We start from the raw sequence: 22,892 nt of genomic DNA on the forward strand, positions 1-22,892 counted from the left end.
AGAAGGGGCCTTCGGGCCCCTTTGCTTTTTCCGGTTTTTTACACAGTCTTTGTGCTTGTTTTTTTTGAAGGCTGCCCCCATCTTGGTTTCAAGCTTACTTCCATCTGTTTCCGGCCATATGGCCGCCGTAGAGGCGAAATCATGAAGACAACCATCGAATTGCCTCTCCTGCCATTGCGTGATGTCGTGGTTTATCCGCACATGGTTATCCCGCTGTTCGTGGGGCGCGAGAAATCCATCGAAGCTCTCGAGGCAGCGATGACGGGCGACAAGCAGATCCTTCTGCTGGCTCAGAGAAACCCTGCTGACGACGATCCCGGTGAAGACGCACTTTATCGCGTAGGTACGATTGCGACCGTTCTGCAGCTGCTGAAGCTGCCTGACGGCACGGTCAAGGTTCTTGTCGAAGGCGAGCAGCGAGGCGCCGTGGAGCGCTTCAGCGAAGTGGACGGCCATTGCCGTGCCGAAGTCTCGTTGATCGACGAAGTCGACGCACCAAAACGCGAGTCGGAAGTGTTTGTCCGCAGCCTGCTGTCGCAGTTCGAACAATATGTGCAGCTGGGCAAGAAAGTCCCGGCTGAAGTCCTGTCGTCGCTCAACAGCATCGACGAGCCTGGGCGCCTGGTCGACACCATGGCCGCGCACATGGCCCTGAAGATCGAGCAGAAGCAGGAAATCCTCGAAATCATCGATTTGTCGGCCCGGGTCGAGCACGTCCTGGCGTTGCTGGATGCCGAGATCGATCTGTTGCAAGTTGAAAAACGCATTCGCGGTCGCGTTAAAAAGCAGATGGAGCGCAGTCAGCGCGAGTACTACCTGAACGAGCAGATGAAGGCCATTCAGAAAGAACTCGGCGACAGCGACGAAGGGCATAACGAAGTCGAAGAGCTGAAAAAGCGCATCGATGCCGCCGGCCTGCCAAAAGACGCGCTCGCCAAGGCTACGGCCGAACTGAACAAGCTCAAGCAAATGTCGCCAATGTCCGCGGAAGCGACGGTGGTGCGTTCGTACATCGACTGGCTGGTTCAGGTGCCGTGGAAGGCTCAGAGCAAGGTGCGCCTGGACCTGGCGCGCGCAGAAGACATTCTCGACGCCGACCACTATGGTCTGGAAGAAGTCAAAGAGCGGATTCTCGAATACCTCGCCGTGCAAAAACGCGTGAAGAAGATTCGTGGTCCGGTGTTGTGCCTGGTGGGTCCTCCGGGGGTGGGTAAAACCTCTCTGGCAGAGTCGATCGCACACGCCACCAACCGTAAATTCGTGCGCATGGCCTTGGGCGGTGTGCGTGATGAGGCGGAAATTCGTGGTCATCGCCGCACCTACATCGGTTCGATGCCAGGAAGATTGATTCAAAAGATGACAAAGGTGGGCGTCCGTAACCCGCTGTTCCTGCTCGATGAAATCGACAAAATGGGCAGCGACATGCGTGGCGATCCGGCGTCGGCGTTGCTGGAAGTGCTCGATCCCGAGCAGAACCACAACTTCAACGATCATTATCTGGAAGTCGACTACGACCTGTCGGATGTGATGTTCCTGTGCACCTCGAACTCCATGAACATTCCGCCGGCGCTGCTGGACCGGATGGAAGTGATTCGTCTGCCGGGCTACACCGAAGACGAGAAGATCAACATTGCCGTCAAATACCTTTCGCCGAAGCAGATCACGGCCAACGGTTTGAAGAAAGGCGAGCTGGAATTCGACGCCGAAGCGATCCGCGACATCATTCGCTACTACACCCGCGAAGCCGGTGTGCGTGGGCTGGAGCGCCAGATTGCCAAGGTTTGCCGCAAGGCGGTCAAAGAGCATGCGCTGGAAAAACGCTTCTCGGTGAAGGTCACTGCGGACGATCTTGAACACTACCTGGGCGTTCGCAAATTCCGCTACGGCCTGGCAGAGCAGCAGGACCAGATTGGTCAAGTGACCGGGTTGGCGTGGACGCAGGTGGGTGGCGAATTGCTGACCATCGAAGCCGCTGTAGTGCCGGGTAAAGGCCAGTTGATCAAGACCGGTTCCCTGGGTGACGTGATGGTCGAATCGATCACCGCAGCCCTGACGGTTGTGCGCAGCCGCGCGAAGAGTCTGGGCATTCCCCTGGACTTCCACGAGAAGCGTGACACCCACATCCACATGCCGGAAGGGGCGACGCCGAAAGACGGCCCTAGCGCCGGTGTAGGCATGTGCACGGCGCTGGTGTCGGCATTGACCGGCATTCCGGTGCGTGCGGACGTGGCCATGACCGGTGAGATCACCTTGCGTGGTCAAGTGCTGGCGATCGGTGGTTTGAAAGAAAAACTGCTCGCTGCTCACCGCGGTGGAATCAAGACCGTGATCATTCCTGAAGAGAATGTTCGCGATCTGAAGGAGATTCCTGACAATATCAAGCAAGATCTCCAGATTAAACCGGTTAAATGGATTGACGAGGTCCTGCAAATTGCGCTGCAATACGCGCCGGAGCCCTTGCCGGATGTGGCTCCGGAGATTGTCGCGAAGGATGAAAAACGCGAGTCCGATTCTAAGGAAAGAATTAGCACGCATTAGTACGTATTTGCCTGGGGGGCTTCCTTGACAGATTTTTAGAGCCCTTGTTATAAAGCGGCTCTTAAGTGTCTGTTGGCCATTCAGCACTCGTTTTTGCTTTCACCAAAAAAACTTAGAATCATACTCAAATAGATATAAGGGGACTTAGAGTGAACAAGTCGGAACTGATTGATGCTATCGCTGCATCCGCTGATATCCCGAAAGCTGCTGCTGGCCGTGCGCTGGACGCTGTAATCGAATCCGTCACTGGCGCTCTCAAGGCTGGCGACTCCGTTGTTCTGGTTGGTTTCGGTACTTTCTCCGTAACTGATCGTCCAGCTCGCATTGGTCGTAACCCACAGACCGGTAAGACGCTGGAAATCGCAGCAGCCAAAAAACCAGGTTTCAAAGCCGGTAAAGCACTGAAAGAAGCTGTCAACTAAGTTCGATTCAGGTTTTTGCCTATCCGGGTCAGGGTCAAGCCTGACCTGGCAGCGGAGCGGTAGTCCAGACGGCAGTTGCCGGTCCGAGACGCCGAGGCTCGCAAGTTCGAGTTATCGGTCCGCTCCGCCAGTTACGAGAAGGCGCATCCTCGGATGCGCCTTTCTTCTATCCGGATTCTACCCACGCTCCACGGTTGCCTAATTTTGAAGTTCAACCGTTTATGGGGGACGCATGCTGCAGAATATCAGGGACAATTCACAAGGCTGGATTGCCAAGACCATTATCGGGGTCATCGTTGCACTGATGGCTTTGACCGGTTTCGACGCCATTTTTCAGGCCACGACGCACAAAAACGAGGCGGCGAAGGTCAATGGTGACGAAATCAGCCAGAACGAGCTGAGCCAGGCGGTCGATATGCAACGCCGTCAACTCATGCAACAACTGGGCAAGGATTTCGATGCTTCCTTGCTCGACGAAAAGATGCTGCGCGAATCGGCCCTCAAAGGCCTGATCGATCGCAAACTGCTGCTGCAAGGCGCAGAAAACTCCAAGTTCGCCTTCTCCGAAGCGGCGCTGGACCAGGTCATCCTGCAAACCCCTGAATTTCAGGTTGATGGCAAGTTCAGTCCTGAGCGTTTCGACCAGGTAATTCGTCAACTCGGCTACAGCCGCATGCAGTTCCGCCAAATGCTGGCCCAGGAAATGCTGATCGGCCAGTTGCGCGCCGGTCTGGCGGGTAGCGGTTTCGTCACTGATGCTCAGGTTCTGGCTTTCGCCCGTCTGGAAAAACAGACCCGCGATTTCGCCTCCCTGAACATCAAGGTAGACCCGGCGGCGGTAAAGCTGACCGATGACGAAGTCAAAGCCTATTACGACGAGCACGCCAAGGAATTCATGACGCCCGATCAGGTGGTCATCGATTATCTGGAGTTGAAGAAGGCTTCCTTCTTTGATCAGGTCAGCGTCAAGGACGAAGACCTGCAAGCGGCGTATCAGAAAGAAATCGCGAACTTGTCCGAGCAACGCCGGGCTGCGCACATTCTGATCGAAGTGAACGACAAGACCACCGAAGCACAGGCCAAGGCGAAGATCGAAGAGATCCAGGCGCGTCTGGCCAAAGGCGAGAAGTTCGAGGCCCTGGCCAAGGAGTTCTCCCAGGATCCAGGTTCGGCGAACAATGGCGGCGACCTCGGCTATGCAGGTCCTGGTGTCTATGACCCGGTCTTCGAGAAGTCCCTGTATTCGCTGACCAAGGATCAGGTTTCCGAGCCGGTTCGCACCGACTTCGGTTTCCACCTGATCAAGCTGCTGGGCGTGGAAGCGCCTGAAGTACCGACGTTCGCCAGCCTGAAAGGCAAGCTGACCCGCGACTTGAAGACCGCGCAGGTCGAGCAGCGATTCGTCGAGGCGACCAAGCAGCTGGAGGACGCCTCGTTCGAAGCTTCCGATCTGGCCCAGCCGGCGCAAGACTTGAAGTTGACCGTTCACACGTCCGCGCCGTTCGGCCGTGAAGGTGGCGAAGGCATTGCGGCCAACCGTGCCGTGATCACCGCAGCGTTCAGCCCGGAAGTGCTGGATGAGGGTGCCAACAGCACCGCCATCGAGCTCGATCCGGAAACCGTGATCGTGTTGCGCGCCAAGGAACACCTCAAGCCAACGCAATTGCCGCTGGAAAGCGTCGCGGGCCCGATCCGTGCGCAGTTGGCCAGGGAACACGCCATTGCGGCTGCCAAGACCCATGCTGATGAGTTGATTGCCAGCCTGCGCGACGGCAAGTCGCCACTGGACAAGCCGATTGACGGTCAGAGCTGGAAGGTTACCGAAGCCGCGACTCGCGCTCAGGAAGGGGTTGACCCGGCTGTGCTGCAAGCGCTGTTCCGCATGCCCAAGCCTGCCGCCAAGGACAAGCCGACGTTCACCAGCGTGACTCTGGCCGATGGCAACCTGGTGATCGTGCGCCTGAACGGTGTCAACGAAGCCGCAACGCCGACCGAAGAAGAGAAGGCTCAATACCGTCGCTTCCTCGCTTCACGCGTTGGGCAGCAAGACTTTGCGGCCTACCGCAAGCAGCTGGAAAGCCAGGCTGACATCAAGCGTTTCTGATCTCAGACTGAGTGGTGCGCTACACAAGAACCCCGGCCGAAAGGCCGGGGTTTTTTGTTACAGGTGAACAGACAAACGTGCGGGACATTTACTGAATGTCGGAGTCAACACTCCTGTAACTGTTTTAAGACACAATCGATGCGCCGCTAAGCATCGATCTGTTGCACAATACGCCCCGAACCGTTTTCCTCAGGATGTTCAATGTTTAAATCATTTCCCATGCGTGTTGCCGGGCTGGCGCTGGTGCTGGCCGTTGCGGCCGGGTGCTCGTCGAAGAAAGCCGCCATCTATGAGCATGAGAACTTCGACGACTCCGGGACATTTTCCCGTAACTATCCAGTGGCCGACACCGCTTCCTGCGAAGCCGCTCGTCGGGCCCTGCTGAGTCAGGGCTACATCATCACCAGCAGCGATCCAAAACTGATCAGCGGGCACAAAAGCTTCCAGCAGACCGGCGAGACCCACATGGAAATCAGTTTCAGTGTGGTCTGCGCCGAAGACGGCAGTGCCGGGCATCACGCCACGGTGTTCGCCAATGCCCTGCAAGACAAGTATGCGCTGAAGAAAACCAACAACTCCGCCAGTCTCGGTGTCGGTGTGCTGGGCTCGGTATCGATGCCGATCGGTTCGTCGGATGACTCGATGGTCAAGGTCGCGAGCGAAACCGTGACGTCCGCCAAGTTCTACGAGCGTTTCTTCGCGCTGGTCGAACTGTTCCTGCCCAAGGAAGTGAAAGAAGCGGCGCATATCACCGAGAAGCCGAAAACCGATCTGGGTGTGCCTGAGCCCAAGGCCGCACCGGCGCCATTGGCCCCGCAAACCGCGGCTGAGCCTGCCCCGGCGGCAGACGCGGCACAGGCACCGGTTGAAGCGACTCCAGTCGCGTCAGAGCCGGTAGCTCCACCGCCTGAAGCCGCACCGATTACTGCGGCTCCAAGCGCTGAGCCAACGCCTTCCCCGGAAGCGATCACGCCACCGGCCAACCCAAGCGACATGGCGCCACCTTCGGAGCCGATTCAGGCCATGCCGATCACTGGTCAGTGATCGGCGCTACGGGGCCACGCGAAACTGCGCTGGTCCCGTTCCCGCTGTAAATATTGACTCGCATCAAACAGACCGTAGTCCTGCGGTCTGCATCGAAAAAATCCTGTGATAAATCCCCGACCGCCTGCTACGTTTTATCTATTGGCGACGAAGTGTCGTGCCCGCGTCATTTTTCCTTCATGCGGGCACTTTAGGCTCAAGGCGCTGGTCATTTATTCAGACTTTTTTTAATGAGCTGTGGGGGATTCGAAAATGGACGATTATCAAGAAGAGCTGCTCGAGTATCAGGCGTTTGAACTGGATCCGCTGGAACCCGCCGAAGACGCTACCGAGTTGTAAATGTCAGGCGGATTGGCGATGACTGCGGCGAAACTCGCCGGGTGTCTGGCCGGTCCAGCGTTTGAAGGCGCGTTGAAACGCTTCGGCTGAGGCAAAGCCCAGCAGGTAGGCGATTTCTCCGAATGCCAGTTCGGTATCGCGAATGTAAGTCATGGCCAGGTCGCGACGGGTGTCGTTGAGAATCGCGCGAAATTGCGTACCTTCTTCGGCGAGCTTGCGGCGCAAGGTCCAGGTGGGCAGCTTCAGGCGTGCCGCCACTTCTTCCAGGTCGGGTTCCCGGCCACCATTGAGCAACGGCCCCAGTAACTGAGTGATGCGTTCACGCAGGCTGCGGGTGCGCGTCAGTTGCTCCAGTTCCCGCTCACACAAACTCAGCAAGTGGCGCCATGTGCTCGGGCAGTGCTCCGGGTTGCGCTGGGCGAGGCTGGCCAGGCTCAGGCGCAGTTGATTGTGCTCGGCAGCAAACTGAATCGGGCAGTCGCCCAACGCGTCATAGGCGGCGCGGTAGTCGGGTTCTTCGAATTCGATCTCGATGCGTTCGGCGCGCAGCGGGGCAGGGCTGACGCTGGATAATTGCTGTAACCAGCCCGCGATGATCGAATCCACCACGAAGCGGTTATAGCTGTTGTAAGGGCTGATGGAGTAAAAGCGCAGCCAGCCCCCTTGAGGGTCCTCGTGGAAACTCGATTGACCGCGATAGTTGGAGCCATACAAGGCTTCGAAGCGAATCAGGCAGCGCGCCGCTTCGCGCACCGTCGGCGCCTGGGCCGCGGTGACACCGGCCAGACCGGCCTGGCTCAAGCGGCTGAGCTGACCCATCCGTAAGCCGAGCGCCGGGTTGCCGGTCAGCTGAATGGCGCCGTGGCCCAGACGCATGTAGCGCGGAATCGAGAGTCGGGCACCTGCTTCGCCGAGTCGGGCCGCATCCAGTCCGTACTGTTCCAGCAGGGGCTGTGGGTCGACACCGTGGCTGCGCATGGCGTCGGCCAGGCTATGAACGAAGCCGACCGACAAATCGCCGAGACGCATCGGCTGCGGTTTCATGGCTTACAACCAAAGGTTCAGCAGACGCGCCCCGCGGACGTTGCCGTCGGCGAAATGCTGACCGTTGCTGCTCAGAAAACTCTGGCCGGCGCTGGACTGGTCCCAGAACTGCCCGCGCAGGAACACGCTCATGCCGGCGATCGCCTGGCTTGAAGGGGATTGAGTGGTCAGGGTCAGGCGATGCCAGGCCTGGCCCTCACTGAGTTCTCCGGCCTTGAGACTGACGGAGCCCGGGGTCAACGAGCCCTGATAGCCGCGCCACGGTTGATCCCAGGTGCCACGGCCGGTAACGAACGCCGGAACCGCGACGATCCGTACCTGCTGAGTGTCGAGTTTGCGGTAATTGTCCGGATACCAACTGTCGCTGCCGATCAGCACGCCCAGGCGCCCGGCCGGAGTATCGACGACGTTGAGTGTGTGCTCGCCATTGGCCTTGATCGCATCCTGCTGCTCGAAAACCGGGTGCATCTGACGCTGCGGCTGGCCGATGGGTAATCCATCACGGCCGAACACAACGCTGCTGTTGTACAGCGCGCCGCGACCGATTTTGAGGGTGCCGTCGATGATGCTCGGTTCGGGCAACACGATGGACCCCGCCACCAGCGTTACATGGAATTCTTTTGCCAGCCCGCCGAACAGTGCCTGGTAATCCTTGGCCATGCCTTTGGCTTTCATGCGCAAGTGCGCGTCATCCAGACGACTGCCGCCCTCGGCGCTAATCAGCGCGCGAACGAACTTCAATGGATTGCTCACGGCCAGCCAGTTCATGGCTTCCTTGAGGGTGGTGGCCTGGTACAACTCGTCCTTTTCACCGCTGACCATCAGCCAGGTGCCGACATGCTCGGGCAACACGACGATGGTTTTTTCGTTCAACAGGCCTTGTTCCTGCGCTTTCTGCAGGTAGGCCGCGAGTTTGCGGTGCAGGCGCTTAGGGCTTTGATAGTCGGTAGGAAACAATTCGGGCTGGATGCCCAGCAGGTTACCCCGGTCGGCGGGTTGGCCCTGGTCAACCGCGAGATCAATCCTCAAGTCCGAGAGGTAATGACCGACCGGGCGGTCCGCAGCCCACATGGCGTAGGTTGTCAGTGCGGCGATCAACGCCATGGAGAAAGTCAGGTACAAAAGTTTGCGCATGGGGAAACAGTCGACGGCCGTGTGCAGGGTTCGACGACTAGGGTATGACCCATGTTCCCGCTTGCCAAGGGGCGCTGCACATTTTGATCAATAAGTTGTCAGTTTCGGTCATTGAGCGACCGCTGGACTGCTCATAGTCTGTAACCCATGACAGAGGGACGCCAAAGAGCGTCCTCACTTTTTCCGTGATCGTTTGTTGTGGAGTTACCGATGACCGCCGCTCATTACCCGCACCTGTTGGCCCCGCTGGACCTGGGTTTTACCACGTTGCGCAACCGCACCTTGATGGGCTCGATGCACACCGGTCTGGAAGAAAAACCGGGTGGCTTCGAGCGTATGGCGGCGTACTTCGCCGAGCGTGCCCGTGGCGGTGTCGGCCTGATGGTCACTGGCGGTATCGGGCCGAACGACGAGGGTGGCGTGTACTCCGGCGCAGCCAAGCTGACCACCGAGGAAGAAGCGCTCAAGCACCAGATCGTGACTCGCGCGGTGCACGAAGCGGGCGGCAAGATCTGCATGCAGATCCTCCACGCCGGTCGCTATGCCTATAGCCCGAAGCAGGTCGCACCAAGCGCCATCCAGGCGCCGATCAATCCGTTCAAGCCGAAAGAGCTGGACGAGGAAGGCATCGAGAAACAGATCCGCGATTTCGTCACCTGCTCGACCCTGGCGCAACAGGCCGAGTACGACGGCGTCGAAATCATGGGCTCCGAAGGTTATTTCATTAACCAGTTCCTCGCGGCCCACACCAACCACCGCACCGACCGCTGGGGCGGCAGCTACGAAAACCGCATGCGCCTGCCGGTGGAAATCGTCCGCCGCGTACGTGAAGCGGTCGGCCCGAACTTCATCATCATTTTCCGTTTGTCGATGCTCGATCTGGTCGAAGGCGGCAGCACCTGGGAAGAAATCGTGCTGTTGGCCAAGGCCATCGAGAAGGCCGGTGCGACGATCATCAACACCGGGATCGGCTGGCACGAAGCGCGGATTCCGACCATCGCCACCAAGGTGCCGCGTGCGGCGTTCAGTAAAGTCACCGCCAAGCTGCGTGGCTCGGTGAGCATTCCGCTGATCACCACCAACCGCATCAACACTCCGGAAGTGGCCGAGCAGATTTTGGCCGATGGCGATGCCGACATGGTGTCCATGGCACGACCGTTCCTCGCCGACGCGGATTTCGTCAACAAGGCCGCTGAAGGCCGCGCCGATGAAATCAACACCTGCATCGGTTGCAACCAGGCGTGCCTGGACCACACCTTCGGCGGCAAGTTGACCAGTTGCCTGGTCAACCCGCGTGCCTGTCACGAAACCGAACTCAACTACTTGCCGGTGCAGCAGATCAAGAAGATCGCCGTAGTCGGTGCCGGCCCTGCCGGTTTGGCCGCTGCGACCGTGGCCGCCGAGCGTGGTCATGAGGTGACGCTGTTTGATTCGGCCAGCGAGATCGGCGGCCAGTTCAACGTCGCCAAACGTGTGCCGGGCAAGGAAGAGTTCTTTGAGACCCTGCGTTATTTCGGCCGCAAATTGCAGACCAGCAACGTCGAGGTGTGCCTGAACACTCGCGTCGATGTGGCGAAACTGGTCGAGGGCGGTTACGACGAGATCATCCTCGCGACCGGAATCGCCCCGAGAACCCCTGCGATTCCGGGCGTGGAGAACGCCAAGGTGTTGAGCTATCTGGACGTGTTGCTTCAGCGCAAACCGGTGGGCAAACGCGTTGCGGTGATCGGTGCTGGCGGTATCGGTTTTGACGTCTCGGAATTCCTGGTCCATCAGGGCGAGGCCACCAGCCTGAACCGTGATGAGTTCTGGAAAGAGTGGGGCATCGACACGCATCTGGAAGCGCGCGGCGGTGTCGCCGGGATCAAGGCTGCACCTCATGCACCGGCCCGCGAAGTGTTCCTGCTGCAACGCAAGAAATCCAAGGTCGGCGATGGCCTGGGCAAGACCACAGGCTGGATTCACCGTACCGGTCTGAAGAACAAGCAGGTGCAGATGCTCAACAGCGTCGAATACCTGAAGATCGACGACGAAGGCCTGCACATCCGCATCGGCGAAACCGGTGAGCCGCAAGTGCTGGCGGTGGACAACATCGTGATTTGCGCCGGTCAGGATCCACTGCGCGAGTTGCAGGACGGCTTGGTGGCGGCGGGGCAGAACGTGCATCTGATCGGCGGCGCGGATGTCGCGGCGGAGCTGGATGCCAAACGGGCGATCAATCAGGGTTCTCGGTTGGCTGCGCAGTTGTAAAAGCAGGTCAAGCGTGCCAATGGCCATCGCGGGCAAGCCTTGCTCCTACAGGTTTTGTGTCGTGCCTAAATAATGCGGCGATCACAAATATTGTAGGAGCAAGGCTTGCCCGCGATGGCGGTCTCAAGGCTGCTAAGATGCCGGCTCCTTACACGGATCCGGCATTGATGCATCTCCCTCCCGGTAACTGGCTCCCCCAAGCCCCCCTCGAACACCTTTCTTTCGACTGGCTCACCACGGCCGGCATCGAAGGCGCGATCCTGCGTCTGGATCAGATCGACCCGCTGATCAGCGGCAACAAATGGTTCAAGCTGATTGAACACCTGAAACTCGCTGAACAGTCCGGCACCAAAGGCATCATCAGCCTGGGTGGAGCTCATTCCAATCATCTGCATGCACTGGCCGCGGCCGGCAAGCGTTTCGGGTTTTCCACAGTCGGCCTGTTGCGCGGGCATCCACAGGAAACACCAACGGTAAAGGACTTGCAGGCGTTCGGCATGCAGTTGCACTGGCTGGGCTATGGCGGTTATCGAGCGCGGCATGAACCGGGTTTCTGGTTGCCATGGAAAGAACAGTATCCCGATCTGCATCCTGTGCCCGAAGGCGGAGGCGGGTTGCCGGGTGCGCGTGGCTGCATGCAGCTCAAGGATCAGGTCCGCAAGCAATTGCCTCATTTGGGTTGGAGCGATTACGACGGTTGGTGGCTGGCCTGTGGAACCGGAACTACCTTGGCTGGCCTGGTTTTGGCTGAAGCAGGAGAGCACGCGGTTTATGGCGCGCTGGCGGTACCTGACGACCATGGTGTGGCGCAGCAGGTCGAAAAGATTACTCAGCAGAAGGGTGGAGTGGCCTATGAGCTGATCGATGCCAGCCGTGGCGGCTTCGCCAAAGTAGATCCGCCGCTAATCGAATTCATCGAACAGACCGAGCAGGCCAGCGGCGTTCCGCTTGAGCCGCTATACACCGGAAAGGCATTGCTGGCGCTCAGGCAGCAGGTCGAATCAGGGCGATTCAAGAAGGGCACACGCCTGATCTTCGTTCATACCGGCGGCTTGCAGGGCCGTCGGGGATTCACACAAGCCTGAAGACCACTGCATTTCCCTGTAGGAGTGAGCCTGCTCGCGATAGCGGACTGTCAGTCGACCTGTGCTGACCGGAAGTCCGCTATCGCGAGCAGGCTCACTCCTACAGGGGGTGTGTTGACGTTAAGTGCGCTTGGGCATCATCCGCAACAAGGTGTTATCGCCCACCACATAGTGGTGATACAGCCCGGCCACGGCATGCAGGCCGATCAGCCAATAGCCGATGGTGCCGCCCAGAACGTGCCAGCCTTGAAGCTCTTTGGCCAGTTCCTTGTTCTCGGCCATCAGCAGCGGCAGGTCGAGGCCGTAGAACATCACTTGATTGCCTTTGGCGCTGGTGACCAGCCAACCCAGCAATGGCATGGCGATCATGAAAATGTACAGCGCCCAGTGCATCAGCCTGGCCAGTGTTATCTGCCAGTGCGGCGAGGCCGGGAAGATCTGCGGTGCCGGGCCGAGGCTGCGAGCGAACAATCTCACCCAGACCAGTACGAATACCGTCAGGCCGAGCATGAAGTGCGATTCGACAATCAGCGTTCGCCCGCCACTGCCCTTGGGAAAGACCCCGCGAAGCTCGATACAGGCGTAAACCAGCGCCAGCAAGACCAGCATCAACCAATGCAACGCGATCGATACGGTGCTGTAGCGCGAGGCGGAATTTTTCCACGGCATACGGTGTTCCTCACGGGACGGATCTAACCACCGTTCTTGTGTGACGGGGTGCTTTAACTGTAATCCTGTTTGTATGGGATTGCCTGGCGCACGCAGGATTTTCTGCCGCATGCGGACATGAAGAAAGTTTCACGTAAATAAAATAACCGCAGGCTGTTTGAAAGCGGTTGATCAGGTGTAGGGCGATTCTGTTTGTGCTGTATTTTCAGTTTCAGGCTTGAGTGACGAGGGTGGTTGATTAGTATGCATCTGGCGTGGCGGCTGATTTAAAGGGTTGGCCATGTTTCTGTATTTATTAATTTGCGATCAAAGGAATGAGCATGAATGACAATGTGAACGGAGTCCGTGGTGAAGTGAGTGAATACACCTGGGGAAGAATGTGGTCCGACGGAACAAAAGAGTTTAACAACGGCGCCATTCAATATGCCGATGGCTCGCTCGAGTTTGATGGTTTGACGTTTTACGTTGATGGGGTTGTCATTGATGTAACTGGGCGGCAAGTCGGCCTGACGGCTGAAGAGGAAACGGCCTTGGCTGAAGTCGAGCCCACCGATGATGCACCGGATGATGCCGAATCTGTTGAGCAAGAGGGCGTGGAGGACACCACGAATCCAACGGATGAAGTTCAAACGTTGATTATTGAAGATGAGGATGATGCCGAGATCTACATTCCTCTCGGTAGCGATGAGCGATAATTGATCTTGCTGTAAATCAAAGACATAAAAAAGCCGTAGTACTCATTTGAGTCCTACGGCTTTTTGTTTACTGGTTTTGCGGCATTTCGCCGTTGGCCAAACGTTTGTTGATATCGGCAATCACTTCCGGCAAGTCGGTAATCGTGTCGATCATGTAATGCGGACGCGAACCTTCGAACATCGCATGAATGCGCTTGCGTTCGCTGTCCAGGGTGTCGCTGGCCAGTGCGCGATAACCTTCATAGTCCAACCCCAGCGCGTTACCCGAGCAGATCAGCGCCACGGTCCACATGCCGGCACGACGGCCTTCGAGAATGCCCGGCACGGTGTCGTCGATTTTCACGCAAGCCGCGACATCGTCGATGCCCAGGGCGATCACGTTGGCCAATGCCTGGGCTGGCCAAGGGCGACCATTGGGAACTTCGTCGGTGGCGACCACGTGGTCGGCGATGTAGCCGTTGGTGGCGGCCAGTTCGACGACTTTGTCCATGACCTGTTTCGGGTAGCCCGAGCAGGAGCCGATCTTGATCCCTTGCTGGCGCAGGTTGGCGATGGTGTTCAGGGCGCCCGGAATCAGCGCCGAGTGTTCGGCGATTTTCTCGATCTGCAACGGCATGAAGCGTTGGTAGATGGCGGTGACGTCATCGTCGGTCGGCGTGCGGCCGAACACTTTGCGATAACGCTCGGCGACTTCCGGTTGATCGCACAGCGTGCGGATGTGGTCCCACTTGCCCATGCCCATCGGGCCGCGGGCTTCTTCGATGGAAACCTGAACGTCGAATTCTGCGAAGGCCTCGACAAAAATCTGCGTCGGCGCGAAGGAGCCGAAGTCGACGACGGTGCCGGCCCAGTCGAGGATGGCGGCTTGCAGTTTGGTTGGGTTGGTGTAGTTCATGGCAATTAATTTCCTGTAAACAACTGACTATTGGAGAGCAGCTTTTACTGTGGGAGCGAGCTTGCTCGCGATGGCGGTCTTTCATTCAACATGTGTGCTGACTGGTCTGGCCTCATCGCGGGCAAGCCCGCTCCCACAGGGGAAGGTGGTTCAGATTTCGAGCACTTCCATCTCGCGCAACACTTCAGCGATGGCCGCCACGGCTTCGCGCATTTCCGCCGGCTGGACGTGACCGATGCAACCCACGCGGAAGGTTTCGACCTGGGTCAGTTTGCCGGGGTAGAGGATGTAACCCTTGGCCTTGACCCGTTCGTAGAACTCCTTGAACTGATAGCGCGGGTCTTTCGGGGCGTGGAAGGTGGCGATGATCGGTGCCTGAATCGAGGCAGGCAGGAAGCTGCGCAGGCCCAGTTTGCCCATCTCTTCCATCAATGCCTGGCAGTTGGCGGCGTAGCGTCCGTGCCGTGCCGGCAAGCCACCTTCTTCGTTGTATTGCAGCAGGGCTTCGTGCAGCGCCGCGACCACGTGGGTCGGCGGGGTGAAGCGCCATTGACCGGTCTTGACCATGTAGCTGTGCTGATCGTAAAGGTCCATCGCCAGCGAATGCGAGTTGCCGGCGGCGCTGGCCAGGGATTCTTTACGGGCGAAGACGAAGCCCATGCCCGGTACGCCTTCCAGGCATTTGCCGGAAGCGGCGATCAGTGCATCGAACGGGATCTGCTGAGCGTCCACCGGCAGGGCGCCGAACGAACTCATGGCGTCGATGATCAGGCGTTTGCCGTGTTGTGCAATGACGTGGGCAATTTCCGGCAGCGGGTTGAGGATGCCGGTGCTGGTTTCGCAGTGGATCAGCGCAACGTGAGTGATGCCGGCATCAGCGCAAAGCAGACGATCGACGTCGGCGGCGGTGGTCGGTTCGTCTTCGGCGGTTTCGAAAGTGCTGAACGAGCGGCCGAGCACTTCGCAGATCTTCGCCAGGCGTTTGCCGTAGGCGCCATTGATCAGCACCAGAACCTTGCCATCGCGAGGCACCAGTGTGCCGATTGCCGCCTCGACAGCGAAAGTGCCGCTGCCTTGCAACGGCACGCAGTGGTGAGTGGCGGCGCCGTTGAGGATCGCCAGCAATTGTTCGCAGAGGCTGGCGGTCAGTTGGTTGAAGCGGTCATCCCATGAACCCCAGTCGACCATCATCGCCTGGCGGGTGCGGGCCGAAGTGGTCAACGGGCCGGGGGTGAGCAGGATGGGGGCGGCAGTACTCATTCTCGTGTCCTCGCAATCGATGGGATGAAGCGTTGGTGCCTAAATTGCAATTTGCCGAGTTATCAATCAAATTGTTTGTTGTTATGCCAGCCATCAGTAAGGGTTATTCATGAACCTGTTTCAGCTCCGCGCCTTTGATGCCGTGGCCCGCGAGGGCAGCTTTACCAGGGCGGCCGCGCGGTTGTTCATCAGCCAACCTGCGGTTACCGGGCACATCAAGGCACTGGAGGAGCATTACCAGATCACCTTGTTGCGCCGCACCGCGCGACGGGTGGAGTTGACGGAGGAGGGCACCAAACTGGCGGCGATCACCCGGGCGATGTTCGGCCTGGCCGAAGAGGCGCAGGTGATGCTGGAGGCCAACCGACAGTTGCTGACCGGGCGCCTGGAAGTGGCGGCGGACGGGCCGCACATGGTCATGCCGATGCTGGCGAGCCTGCGTGCACGCTATCCGGGTATCACCGTTAACCTGCGTCTGGGCAATGCCCAGGAAACGTTGGCGGCATTGTTGTCCGAGCATGCCGACGTGGCGGTGCTAACCGAAGTCGAGCCGCGCAAGGGCCTGCATCTGCAAGCCCTGAGCGAGTCACGCATTTGTGCGTTGGTGCCTGATGGGCATCCTTGGGCGCAACGGACCAAAGGCGTGCCGCTCAAGGAACTGGATCAAGTGATCATGGTGTTGCGTGAACCGAGTTCGATTACCCGGCGTACGTTCGATGACGCGTGTGCCCAGGCCAAGGTCAATCCACGGGTGTTGCTGGAACTGGACAGCCGCGAAGCGGTGACCGAGGCCGTTGCCGCTGAACTGGGCGTGGGCGTGGTGTCGTCGGTGGAGGTCAGTCACGACCCGCGAGTGGCGGCGGTGCCGATCATTGGTGAAGGATTGGTGAACCGGCACATGATGGGGTGCATGGAGCGGCGGCGGGATCTGCGCTTGATTCAGGCGTTTTTCGGGTTGGCGCCGGTGTAGGAGCTGCCGAAGGCTGCGATCTTTTGATCTTCGTTTTTAAAAACAAGATCAAAAGATCGCAGCCTTCGGCAGCTCCTACAGGGATGGGGTCAGTTCAGACTCTCGCGAACCATCTCCAGAAATGTCGCCACGATCCGCCGCGAACTCTGCTCGCGCAAGCACACCAACGTTTCGGTCAACCGCCGTTTGCAATCAGTAATCGGCAATGCACACACCCGCGAATCCGCACCAAACTCGGCCGCCGAGACAACGCCCACACCAATCCCCACCACCACCGCCTCACGCGCCGCTTCCCGGCCTTCAACCTGAATCGCCGGACGAATACGAAACCCGGCGCCGGCCATTTCTTCTTCCAGGGTCTGGCGAGTCACCGAGCCGATTTCCCGCAGCACCAGCGGCGTGTCGTCGAGGTCGGCGAGGGTGATGGATTCGCGGTCGGCCCACGGATGGTTGCGCGATACGAACGCCACCATCGGGTCATTGCGCAGCGGCAGGGAGAGCAGGCGTTCATCGCTGACGTCACGGCCCAGCAACGCCAGATCAGCCTGGTAGTTGAAGAGCCGGAACAGCGACTCATCGGTGTTGCCGGTTTCGATCTTCACGCTGATTCCCGGATAGCGCTCGCAGAAGCGGGCGATCTGAGGCAGCACGTGCACCGGCGCATCCACCGCCAGAATCAGGCTGCCGGTTTGCAGCGCCTGGGAGTCCTGTAACAGCTCCTGGGCCTCGGCTTCGATCACGAATAGTTTCTGCGTGACACTCAGCAATCGCTCTCCCAGATCGGTCAGGCGCACCGAGCGCTTGTTGCGATGAAACAACAAAACGCCGTAGCGCTCTTCGAGTTTGCGCACTTGGTCGGAAATCGCCGGTTGCGTCAAAAACAATCGCTCGGCGGCTTTGGTAAAGCTTCCATGCACGGCCACGGCATGGAAGGCTTTGAGCTGGGCGTGGGAAACCGACATGGGAAACTCCTGTAACAAGCTGAGCTTATTTGTGAAATACGATAAATCGATTTCACTTATTAATCAGTAATTGTTTTTATCCACCTCAGCCCCGGTGACTGGTCAGTCGAACAGCAGCGGGTGCCATGAGCCTGTGCGTGCAACTACAGGACTCATCTGACCGGAATCACCCACAGGGACAAGGTGATTTCGCAGTGCTCAACAATAAAAAACAAAGGCGTTTTCTTCCAATTCTGCCGGCACACTCACACCCTGAGGTCAGAACCACAATGAACAAGCACATCGGCACCATCAAGCGTTGGCGCGTGCAGATCTTCGCGATCACCTGGCTCGCCTACGCCGCTTTCTACTTCACCCGCAAAGCGTTCTCCGTTGCCAAACTCGGCATCGGCGAAGACCCGACGTTCATGCTCGACAAAATGGCCATGGCCAACCTCGACGCCATTTACCTGACCGCTTACGCCATCGGCCAATTCACTTGGGGCATTCTTGCCGACCGCTTCGGGCCTCGCGTGGTGGTTCTTGGCGGCTTGCTGATTTCGGCGGCCGCCGCGCTGGTGATGGGCACTTACGCCACGTTGCCGATCTTCGCCACCTGCATGTTGATTCAAGGCTTGGCGCAGTCCACCGGTTGGTCGGGACTGTGCAAGAACCTCGGCAGTTTCTTTCCCTCCGAGCAACGTGGGCGAGTCCTGGGGTTGTGGAGTTCCTGCTACGCCTTTGGCGGTCTTGTCGCTTCGCCGTTTGCCGGCTGGTGGGCGTATACGCTCATCGGCAGCTGGCATGCGGCGTTCATTTCCAGTGCGGCGGTAGTTGGGCTGGTCGCCGTGCTGTTTTTTATTTTCCAACGCAACAAACCGGAAGACGTCGGCTTGCCGGCGGTGGAGCCGGAACCTGTGCTGACCGCTGAAGAAGCCGAGGCGCAAAGCAAAATCAGCATGTGGGAGCCGCTGAAGGAAATCCTGCGCAACCGCACCGTGCTGGTGCTGGGTTTGGCGTACTTCATGCTCAAACCGGCACGCTACGCGATTCTACTCTGGGGCCCGGTGATCGTTTTCGAACAGATGCCCTCGGTGGGCAAGGTCGGCGCTGCGATCATTCCCACTGCGTTTGAACTGGCCGGGTTGCTCGGGCCGATCATGATTGGCCTGGCTTCGGACAAACTGTTCGGCGCCCGGCGCATGCCGGCCTGTGTGATCAGCCTGCTGGCGCTGACCGTTTCCCTGGCGTTTTTCATGGGCGCCCTGCACACCGGGAGCGTGGCGCTGGTGGTGGCGCTGTTGTTCGTCATGGGCCTGACGCTCTACGGACCGGACTCGATGATCAGCGGCGCGGCCGCCATCGATTTCGGCACCGCCAAGGCCGGCGCCACGGCAGCCGGTTTCGTCAACGGCTGCGGCTCGGTCGGGGCGATTCTCGGGGGGCTGCTGCCGGGTTACTTCGACACCGTCACCGTGTTCATCGTCTTTGCCGGTTGCGCGATGTTCTCCGCGCTGGTGCTGATCCCGCACTGGAACAGCCGCCCCGGTGGCCTGAAAACCAACTACCCCTTCGTGCCCAACCAGGCGATGAACATCAAACCCCTGCGTACCTGAATCCTGTCCCGCGTCGCCTGCTGCACCTGCGGCAGGCTGGCGTGTGGACCACTGACCGGAGATTGACCCCATGAGACCCTTTTGGCTGGACCAGGCCTTGAAGGCTGATACATCCGAAACCTGTCCGCCACTGGAAGGCGACGCCCGCGCCGACGTGTGTATCGTCGGCGGCGGTTACACCGGGTTGTGGACCGCGATCATGCTCAAGGAGCAGAACCCCGAGCTGGATGTATTGCTGATTGAGGCGGACATCTGCGGTGCCGGGGCCAGTGGTCGCAACGGTGGTTGCGCGCTGTCGTGGTCGGCCAAGTATTTCACCCTTGAGCGGTTGTTCGGCGTCGAAGAAGCCGTGCGTCTGGTCAAGGAATCGGAGCGCAGCATCCACGCCATCGGCGCCTTCTGCGAACAGTACGCGGTGGACGCGGACTATCGCCTCGATGGCACCCTCTATACCGCGACCAACCGCGCCCAGGTCGGCTCGACCGACGCGGTAATCGCGGCGCTGGAGCGCAACGGCATCAACTCGTTCACCCAGCGGCCAGTGGCCGATGTGCAGCGCATGGCGGGCTCGGCCAAGCATCTGGAAGGCTGGTTTTCTCCGGCGGCGGCCAGTGTGCAGCCGGGCAAACTGGTGCGCGGTTTGCGCCGGGTGGCTTTGCAATTGGGGGTGAAGATTCATGAAAACACCGCGATGACCGGGCTGGAGGAGGGCAAGCCCGCCGGGATCCAGACCCGCAACGGCACGGTCCGCGCCGATCGCGTGGTGCTGGCGATGAACGCGTGGATGGCTCGCGCATTTCCGCAGTTCGAGCGCAGCGTGGCGATCGTTTCCAGCGACATGGCGATCACCGAACCACGGCCCGATTTGCTCAATGAAATCGGGTTGACCAGCGGCGTCACGGTGCTCGATTCGCGGATTTTCGTGCACTACTACCACAACACCCCGGACGGCCGGATCATGCTCGGCAAGGGCGGCAATACCTTCGCCTATGGCGGGCGCATGCTGCCGGTGTTCGATCAACCATCGCCTTATGCCGGCCTGTTGCAGAGCAGCCTGGCGGATTTCTTCCCGGCGTTTGCCGACGTCAAGGTCGAAGCAACGTGGAACGGCCCGTCGGATCGTTCGGTCACCGGTTTACCGTTCTTCGGCCAGATGAGCGCCAGCGGCAACGTGTTCTACGGTTTCGGTTACTCCGGCAGCGGCGTCGGGCCGTGTCATATGGGCGGGCAGATTCTCGCTTCGATGGTCCTGGGGCTCGACAATGCCTGGACCCGTTCGCCGTTGGTCAACGGGCCGCTGGGCTTCTTCCCACCGGAGCCGATTCGCTACCTCGGCTCGCTGATGGTGCGCAACGCCATCCGCCGCAAGGAGCGCGCCGAGGATCACGGACATCGGCCACGACACCTGGACGTGCGTCTGGCGAAGTTCGCGGCCGCTGCCGGCAAGGCCGACAAGGGTTGAAGGTCAGGGCCCCGGATGCGTGGGGTTGATCAACCAGTCCAGCAGCAGTCGGGTATCGCTGCGCGGCGCCGGGGAGCGAGCGGGCCGGGGCTTGGAGCGATGCCCCAGGTTTGCGCAAAACACCGGTCGATCGGGGTCGCCGTCGAGGAAACTGACCAGCCCGTCGCTACCGGCCAAAGGCAGTGCGCACGGCTCACTACGGTTGTCCGAAACAGCAAGGGCAACCGGTATCCAGAGACCGTCGGATGCCTCTGATTCAACATCCGATGCCGGCCATAAACTGACCGGTATCCGGCCTCGATCATCCACCGTCGGCGGTTGCCCGGCCAGGCCACACACTCGCGCTGGCTGATGACCGGGGATGTTCGGCCTCGGCTGTTCAAGCATCGGGCGGAACACCGTCGACCAAGGAACGGCAGTGAACTGGTTGCGGTAACTCGGCGGCAAGTCCGATGTATCCGGCGCCAGAATCGAGCCCTGTTGTCCTTGATGCCGCACTTGGGTCACCAGCCATTGATCGTTGAACCCTGACAGAGGATGTTCCGCCACTTGCACGATGTGGGCACTGCGTAATTCACCGTGATTGCTTTGGCCGTGGATCTGCACTTGCTGGCAACGCAAACGTTCCAGATGCCGGCGGGCGAGTTGATCGCGATGGCTCTTTTCGATGGCGGGGCGGGGCAAGGTTGGCGTTCCCCGGGCAATGGGCTGATTGGCCGCCCCGTCGTCGAGGCCTGCGGCGCCACGGTTTCTGCTGTCGAGTCGCGGCGACAGGAGCGGCGCGTCATGGCGCTGGAACAATTCACTGATCGTCGCTGCGTTGCCGGCGTCGGGCGCATCGCTGTGGAACGGCATCAACAGCGGTTCCTGCGGGAAACTCAGGCTGTCTTCGGCGAACACCAGCACATGGGCGTCGTGATGGTGTTCGAAGTGATAGTGAATGCCTTCCTCTTCGCACAACCGTTGCAGCAGGGCCAGGTCGGTTTCGTCGTACTGAATGCAAAACGGCCGCAGCGGGTAGTGTCCGGTCGTCAATTCAAAGCGATAACTGCTGTCAGGTAGATAATGTTCCTCCAGCAACTGGCGCAGGATCATCGGCACGCTGAGGTGCGCAAAGATGCGCCGGGATCGAGACTGCTCCAGCGCTTGCAACGCGGGCACCAGTACCAGTTTGTAACTGACACAGTGCGGCCCGTGATGCTCGCGATTGACGCTGTGCAGCACGCCATGAATACCCGCACCTCGCCCGAAACCGAGGTGTGCCGGTTGTAGCAACAAGTGTTCGGAAGGCATGGCCGGCGCCAGGCCGAGCACTTCGATGTCGAACCGATAGGGTTGGTTGAGGGCCTCATGGCCGCTGAACCGTACCACCTGAAAGCTCAAGTCGTCGTCGAGAAGTGTCAGGGTGTAGGGACTTTCCTTGTCGTTATGCATCGAACGCGCTTCTGCCATGGGGACGGGCGAAGAGGGTACGAAACCTCGGCGGTATATGGACATCGCAAACCGAAGTTTCAGAATCGCCCTACAACCGTTGGAGAAGATGTCGATTCTTGGTCAGAATTTTTGGTCGATTGCCAACTTTAGGCCGGGTAAACTTGCGCAAAGCGTCGGCCAATAGATGTCTCGGCGCCATAGACAAGAGAGTGAGTAATGGGCGCACAGTGGAAGGTTAAACACAAAGAAGCGGCAGCCAACGCCAAGGGCAAGATTTTCGGCAAACTGGTGAAGGAAATCACCATTGCTGCGCGCAACGGTGCCGATACCACCACCAACGCACACCTGCGTCTGGTGGTTGAACAGGCCAAGAAAGCTTCGATGCCCAAGGAAACACTGGACCGCGCCATCAAGAAGGGTGCGGGCCTGTTGGGCGAAACCGTGCAATACCATCGCGTGACCTACGAGGGCTTCGCCCCGCATCAGGTGCCGCTGATCGTTGAATGCGTGACGGACAACATCAACCGCACCGTGGCTGAAATCCGCGTCGCGTTCCGCAAGGGCCAATTGGGCGCTTCCGGTTCGGTGGCCTGGGACTTCAACCACGTCGGCATGATCGAAGCCTCGCCGGACACCCCGGACGCCGATCCGGAAATGGCTGCGATCGAAGCCGGTGCCCAGGATTTCGAACCGGGCGAAGACGGCGCGACCCTGTTCCTGACCGAGCCTACCGACCTCGACGCGGTACAAAAAGCCCTGCCCGAGCAAGGCTTCACCGTGCTTTCGGCCAAACTGGGTTACCAGTCGAAGAATCCGGTCAGCGGTTTGAGCGATGAGCAGATGGCTGAAGTCGAAGCGTTCCTCGAAGGCCTCGATAACCACGACGACGTGCAGGACATGTTTGTCGGGTTGGCGGGTTAATCACCAAAAGATCGCAGCCTGCGGCAGCTCCTACAGGGTTTCACATACATCTGTAGGAGCTGCCGCAGG

The 22,892-nt window shown here is 59.3% G+C and carries 18 protein-coding genes; 11 read left to right on the forward strand and 7 right to left on the reverse strand.

Features of this window, described 5'->3' with window-relative positions; translation table 11 throughout:
* The first annotated feature begins 141 nt into the window (after positions 1–141).
* From lon to ACM110_RS21055, 4 genes are all read left to right on the forward strand, one after another.
* Entirely contained in the window at positions 142–2,538 is a 2,397-nt protein-coding gene (gene lon / locus ACM110_RS21040) for an endopeptidase La (RefSeq protein WP_416129297.1), read from the forward strand.
* A gap of 149 nt (positions 2,539–2,687) precedes the next feature.
* Positions 2,688–2,960, forward strand: a complete 273-nt coding sequence (locus ACM110_RS21045) for an HU family DNA-binding protein (RefSeq protein WP_002552737.1) — start codon at positions 2,688–2,690, stop codon at positions 2,958–2,960.
* Positions 2,961–3,192: 232 nt separating this feature from the next.
* Complete coding sequence (locus ACM110_RS21050) at positions 3,193–5,064, forward strand: SurA N-terminal domain-containing protein (protein ID WP_416129298.1); 1,872 nt, start codon at positions 3,193–3,195, stop codon at positions 5,062–5,064.
* Between the two features lie 201 nt (positions 5,065–5,265).
* Positions 5,266–6,108, forward strand: a complete 843-nt coding sequence (locus ACM110_RS21055; RefSeq protein WP_416129299.1) for a DUF2242 domain-containing protein — start codon at positions 5,266–5,268, stop codon at positions 6,106–6,108.
* A gap of 342 nt (positions 6,109–6,450) precedes the next feature.
* Here ACM110_RS21055 and ACM110_RS21060 read toward each other — a convergent pair whose 3' ends face one another.
* Positions 6,451–7,491: an AraC family transcriptional regulator gene (locus ACM110_RS21060; protein ID WP_416129300.1), complete on the reverse strand. Its 1,041-nt coding sequence runs from the start codon at positions 7,489–7,491 to the stop codon at positions 6,451–6,453.
* A gap of 3 nt (positions 7,492–7,494) precedes the next feature.
* Positions 7,495–8,625 (reverse strand): carbon-nitrogen hydrolase family protein, encoded by a 1,131-nt coding sequence (locus tag ACM110_RS21065; protein WP_416129301.1) that lies wholly within the window; start codon positions 8,623–8,625, stop codon positions 7,495–7,497.
* Positions 8,626–8,835: 210 nt separating this feature from the next.
* Between ACM110_RS21065 and ACM110_RS21070 the strand changes: the two genes are divergently transcribed.
* Both ACM110_RS21070 and ACM110_RS21075 read left to right on the forward strand, forming a co-directional pair.
* Positions 8,836–10,875, forward strand: coding sequence for an FAD-dependent oxidoreductase (locus ACM110_RS21070; protein ID WP_416129302.1), 2,040 nt, complete (start codon positions 8,836–8,838; stop codon positions 10,873–10,875).
* A gap of 167 nt (positions 10,876–11,042) precedes the next feature.
* The gene (locus ACM110_RS21075) at positions 11,043–11,960 is read left to right on the forward strand and encodes a 1-aminocyclopropane-1-carboxylate deaminase/D-cysteine desulfhydrase (protein WP_416129303.1); all 918 of its coding nucleotides are present in this window, start codon (positions 11,043–11,045) and stop codon (positions 11,958–11,960) included.
* Between the two features lie 120 nt (positions 11,961–12,080).
* Here ACM110_RS21075 and ACM110_RS21080 read toward each other — a convergent pair whose 3' ends face one another.
* Positions 12,081–12,629: a cytochrome b gene (locus ACM110_RS21080; protein ID WP_416129304.1), complete on the reverse strand. Its 549-nt coding sequence runs from the start codon at positions 12,627–12,629 to the stop codon at positions 12,081–12,083.
* Between the two features lie 320 nt (positions 12,630–12,949).
* Between ACM110_RS21080 and ACM110_RS21085 the strand changes: the two genes are divergently transcribed.
* Positions 12,950–13,324 carry a hypothetical protein gene (locus tag ACM110_RS21085; protein ID WP_416129305.1) on the forward strand — a complete coding sequence of 125 codons (375 nt, stop codon included), beginning with the start codon at positions 12,950–12,952 and terminating at the stop codon, positions 13,322–13,324.
* A 67-nt stretch (positions 13,325–13,391) separates the two neighbouring features.
* On the opposite strand, the gene phnX is transcribed toward ACM110_RS21085, so the two are convergent.
* Together phnX and ACM110_RS21095 are read right to left on the reverse strand one after the other, a co-directional pair.
* Entirely contained in the window at positions 13,392–14,219 is an 828-nt protein-coding gene (gene phnX, locus ACM110_RS21090; protein ID WP_416129306.1) for a phosphonoacetaldehyde hydrolase, read from the reverse strand.
* Positions 14,220–14,369: 150 nt separating this feature from the next.
* On the reverse strand, positions 14,370–15,479 hold the full coding sequence (locus ACM110_RS21095) for a 2-aminoethylphosphonate--pyruvate transaminase (protein WP_416129307.1): 1,110 nt from the start codon (positions 15,477–15,479) through the stop codon (positions 14,370–14,372).
* Positions 15,480–15,588: 109 nt separating this feature from the next.
* Here ACM110_RS21095 and ACM110_RS21100 point away from each other — a divergent pair, with 109 nt between their 5' ends.
* On the forward strand, positions 15,589–16,449 hold the full coding sequence (locus tag ACM110_RS21100; RefSeq protein ID WP_416129308.1) for a LysR substrate-binding domain-containing protein: 861 nt from the start codon (positions 15,589–15,591) through the stop codon (positions 16,447–16,449).
* An 89-nt stretch (positions 16,450–16,538) separates the two neighbouring features.
* On the opposite strand, the gene ACM110_RS21105 is transcribed toward ACM110_RS21100, so the two are convergent.
* Positions 16,539–17,411 carry a LysR family transcriptional regulator gene (locus ACM110_RS21105; RefSeq protein ID WP_416129309.1) on the reverse strand — a complete coding sequence of 291 codons (873 nt, stop codon included), beginning with the start codon at positions 17,409–17,411 and terminating at the stop codon, positions 16,539–16,541.
* Positions 17,412–17,680: 269 nt separating this feature from the next.
* Between ACM110_RS21105 and ACM110_RS21110 the strand changes: the two genes are divergently transcribed.
* Both ACM110_RS21110 and ACM110_RS21115 read left to right on the forward strand, forming a co-directional pair.
* Positions 17,681–19,006, forward strand: coding sequence for an MFS transporter (locus ACM110_RS21110; protein WP_416129310.1), 1,326 nt, complete (start codon positions 17,681–17,683; stop codon positions 19,004–19,006).
* A gap of 70 nt (positions 19,007–19,076) precedes the next feature.
* Complete coding sequence (locus tag ACM110_RS21115) at positions 19,077–20,468, forward strand: FAD-dependent oxidoreductase (protein WP_416129311.1); 1,392 nt, start codon at positions 19,077–19,079, stop codon at positions 20,466–20,468.
* 3 nt (positions 20,469–20,471) lie between these two features.
* On the opposite strand, the gene ACM110_RS21120 is transcribed toward ACM110_RS21115, so the two are convergent.
* Positions 20,472–21,902: a type VI secretion system Vgr family protein gene (locus tag ACM110_RS21120; RefSeq protein WP_416129312.1), complete on the reverse strand. Its 1,431-nt coding sequence runs from the start codon at positions 21,900–21,902 to the stop codon at positions 20,472–20,474.
* A gap of 216 nt (positions 21,903–22,118) precedes the next feature.
* On the opposite strand from ACM110_RS21120, the gene ACM110_RS21125 reads away from it, so the two are divergent.
* The gene (locus tag ACM110_RS21125; RefSeq protein WP_416129313.1) at positions 22,119–22,823 is read left to right on the forward strand and encodes a YebC/PmpR family DNA-binding transcriptional regulator; all 705 of its coding nucleotides are present in this window, start codon (positions 22,119–22,121) and stop codon (positions 22,821–22,823) included.
* Positions 22,824–22,892: the final 69 nt, after the last annotated feature.

Origin of the sequence: Pseudomonas sp. NFX98, from assembly GCF_047784845.1 — a bacterium.
Lineage (GTDB): Bacteria > Pseudomonadota > Gammaproteobacteria > Pseudomonadales > Pseudomonadaceae > Aquipseudomonas.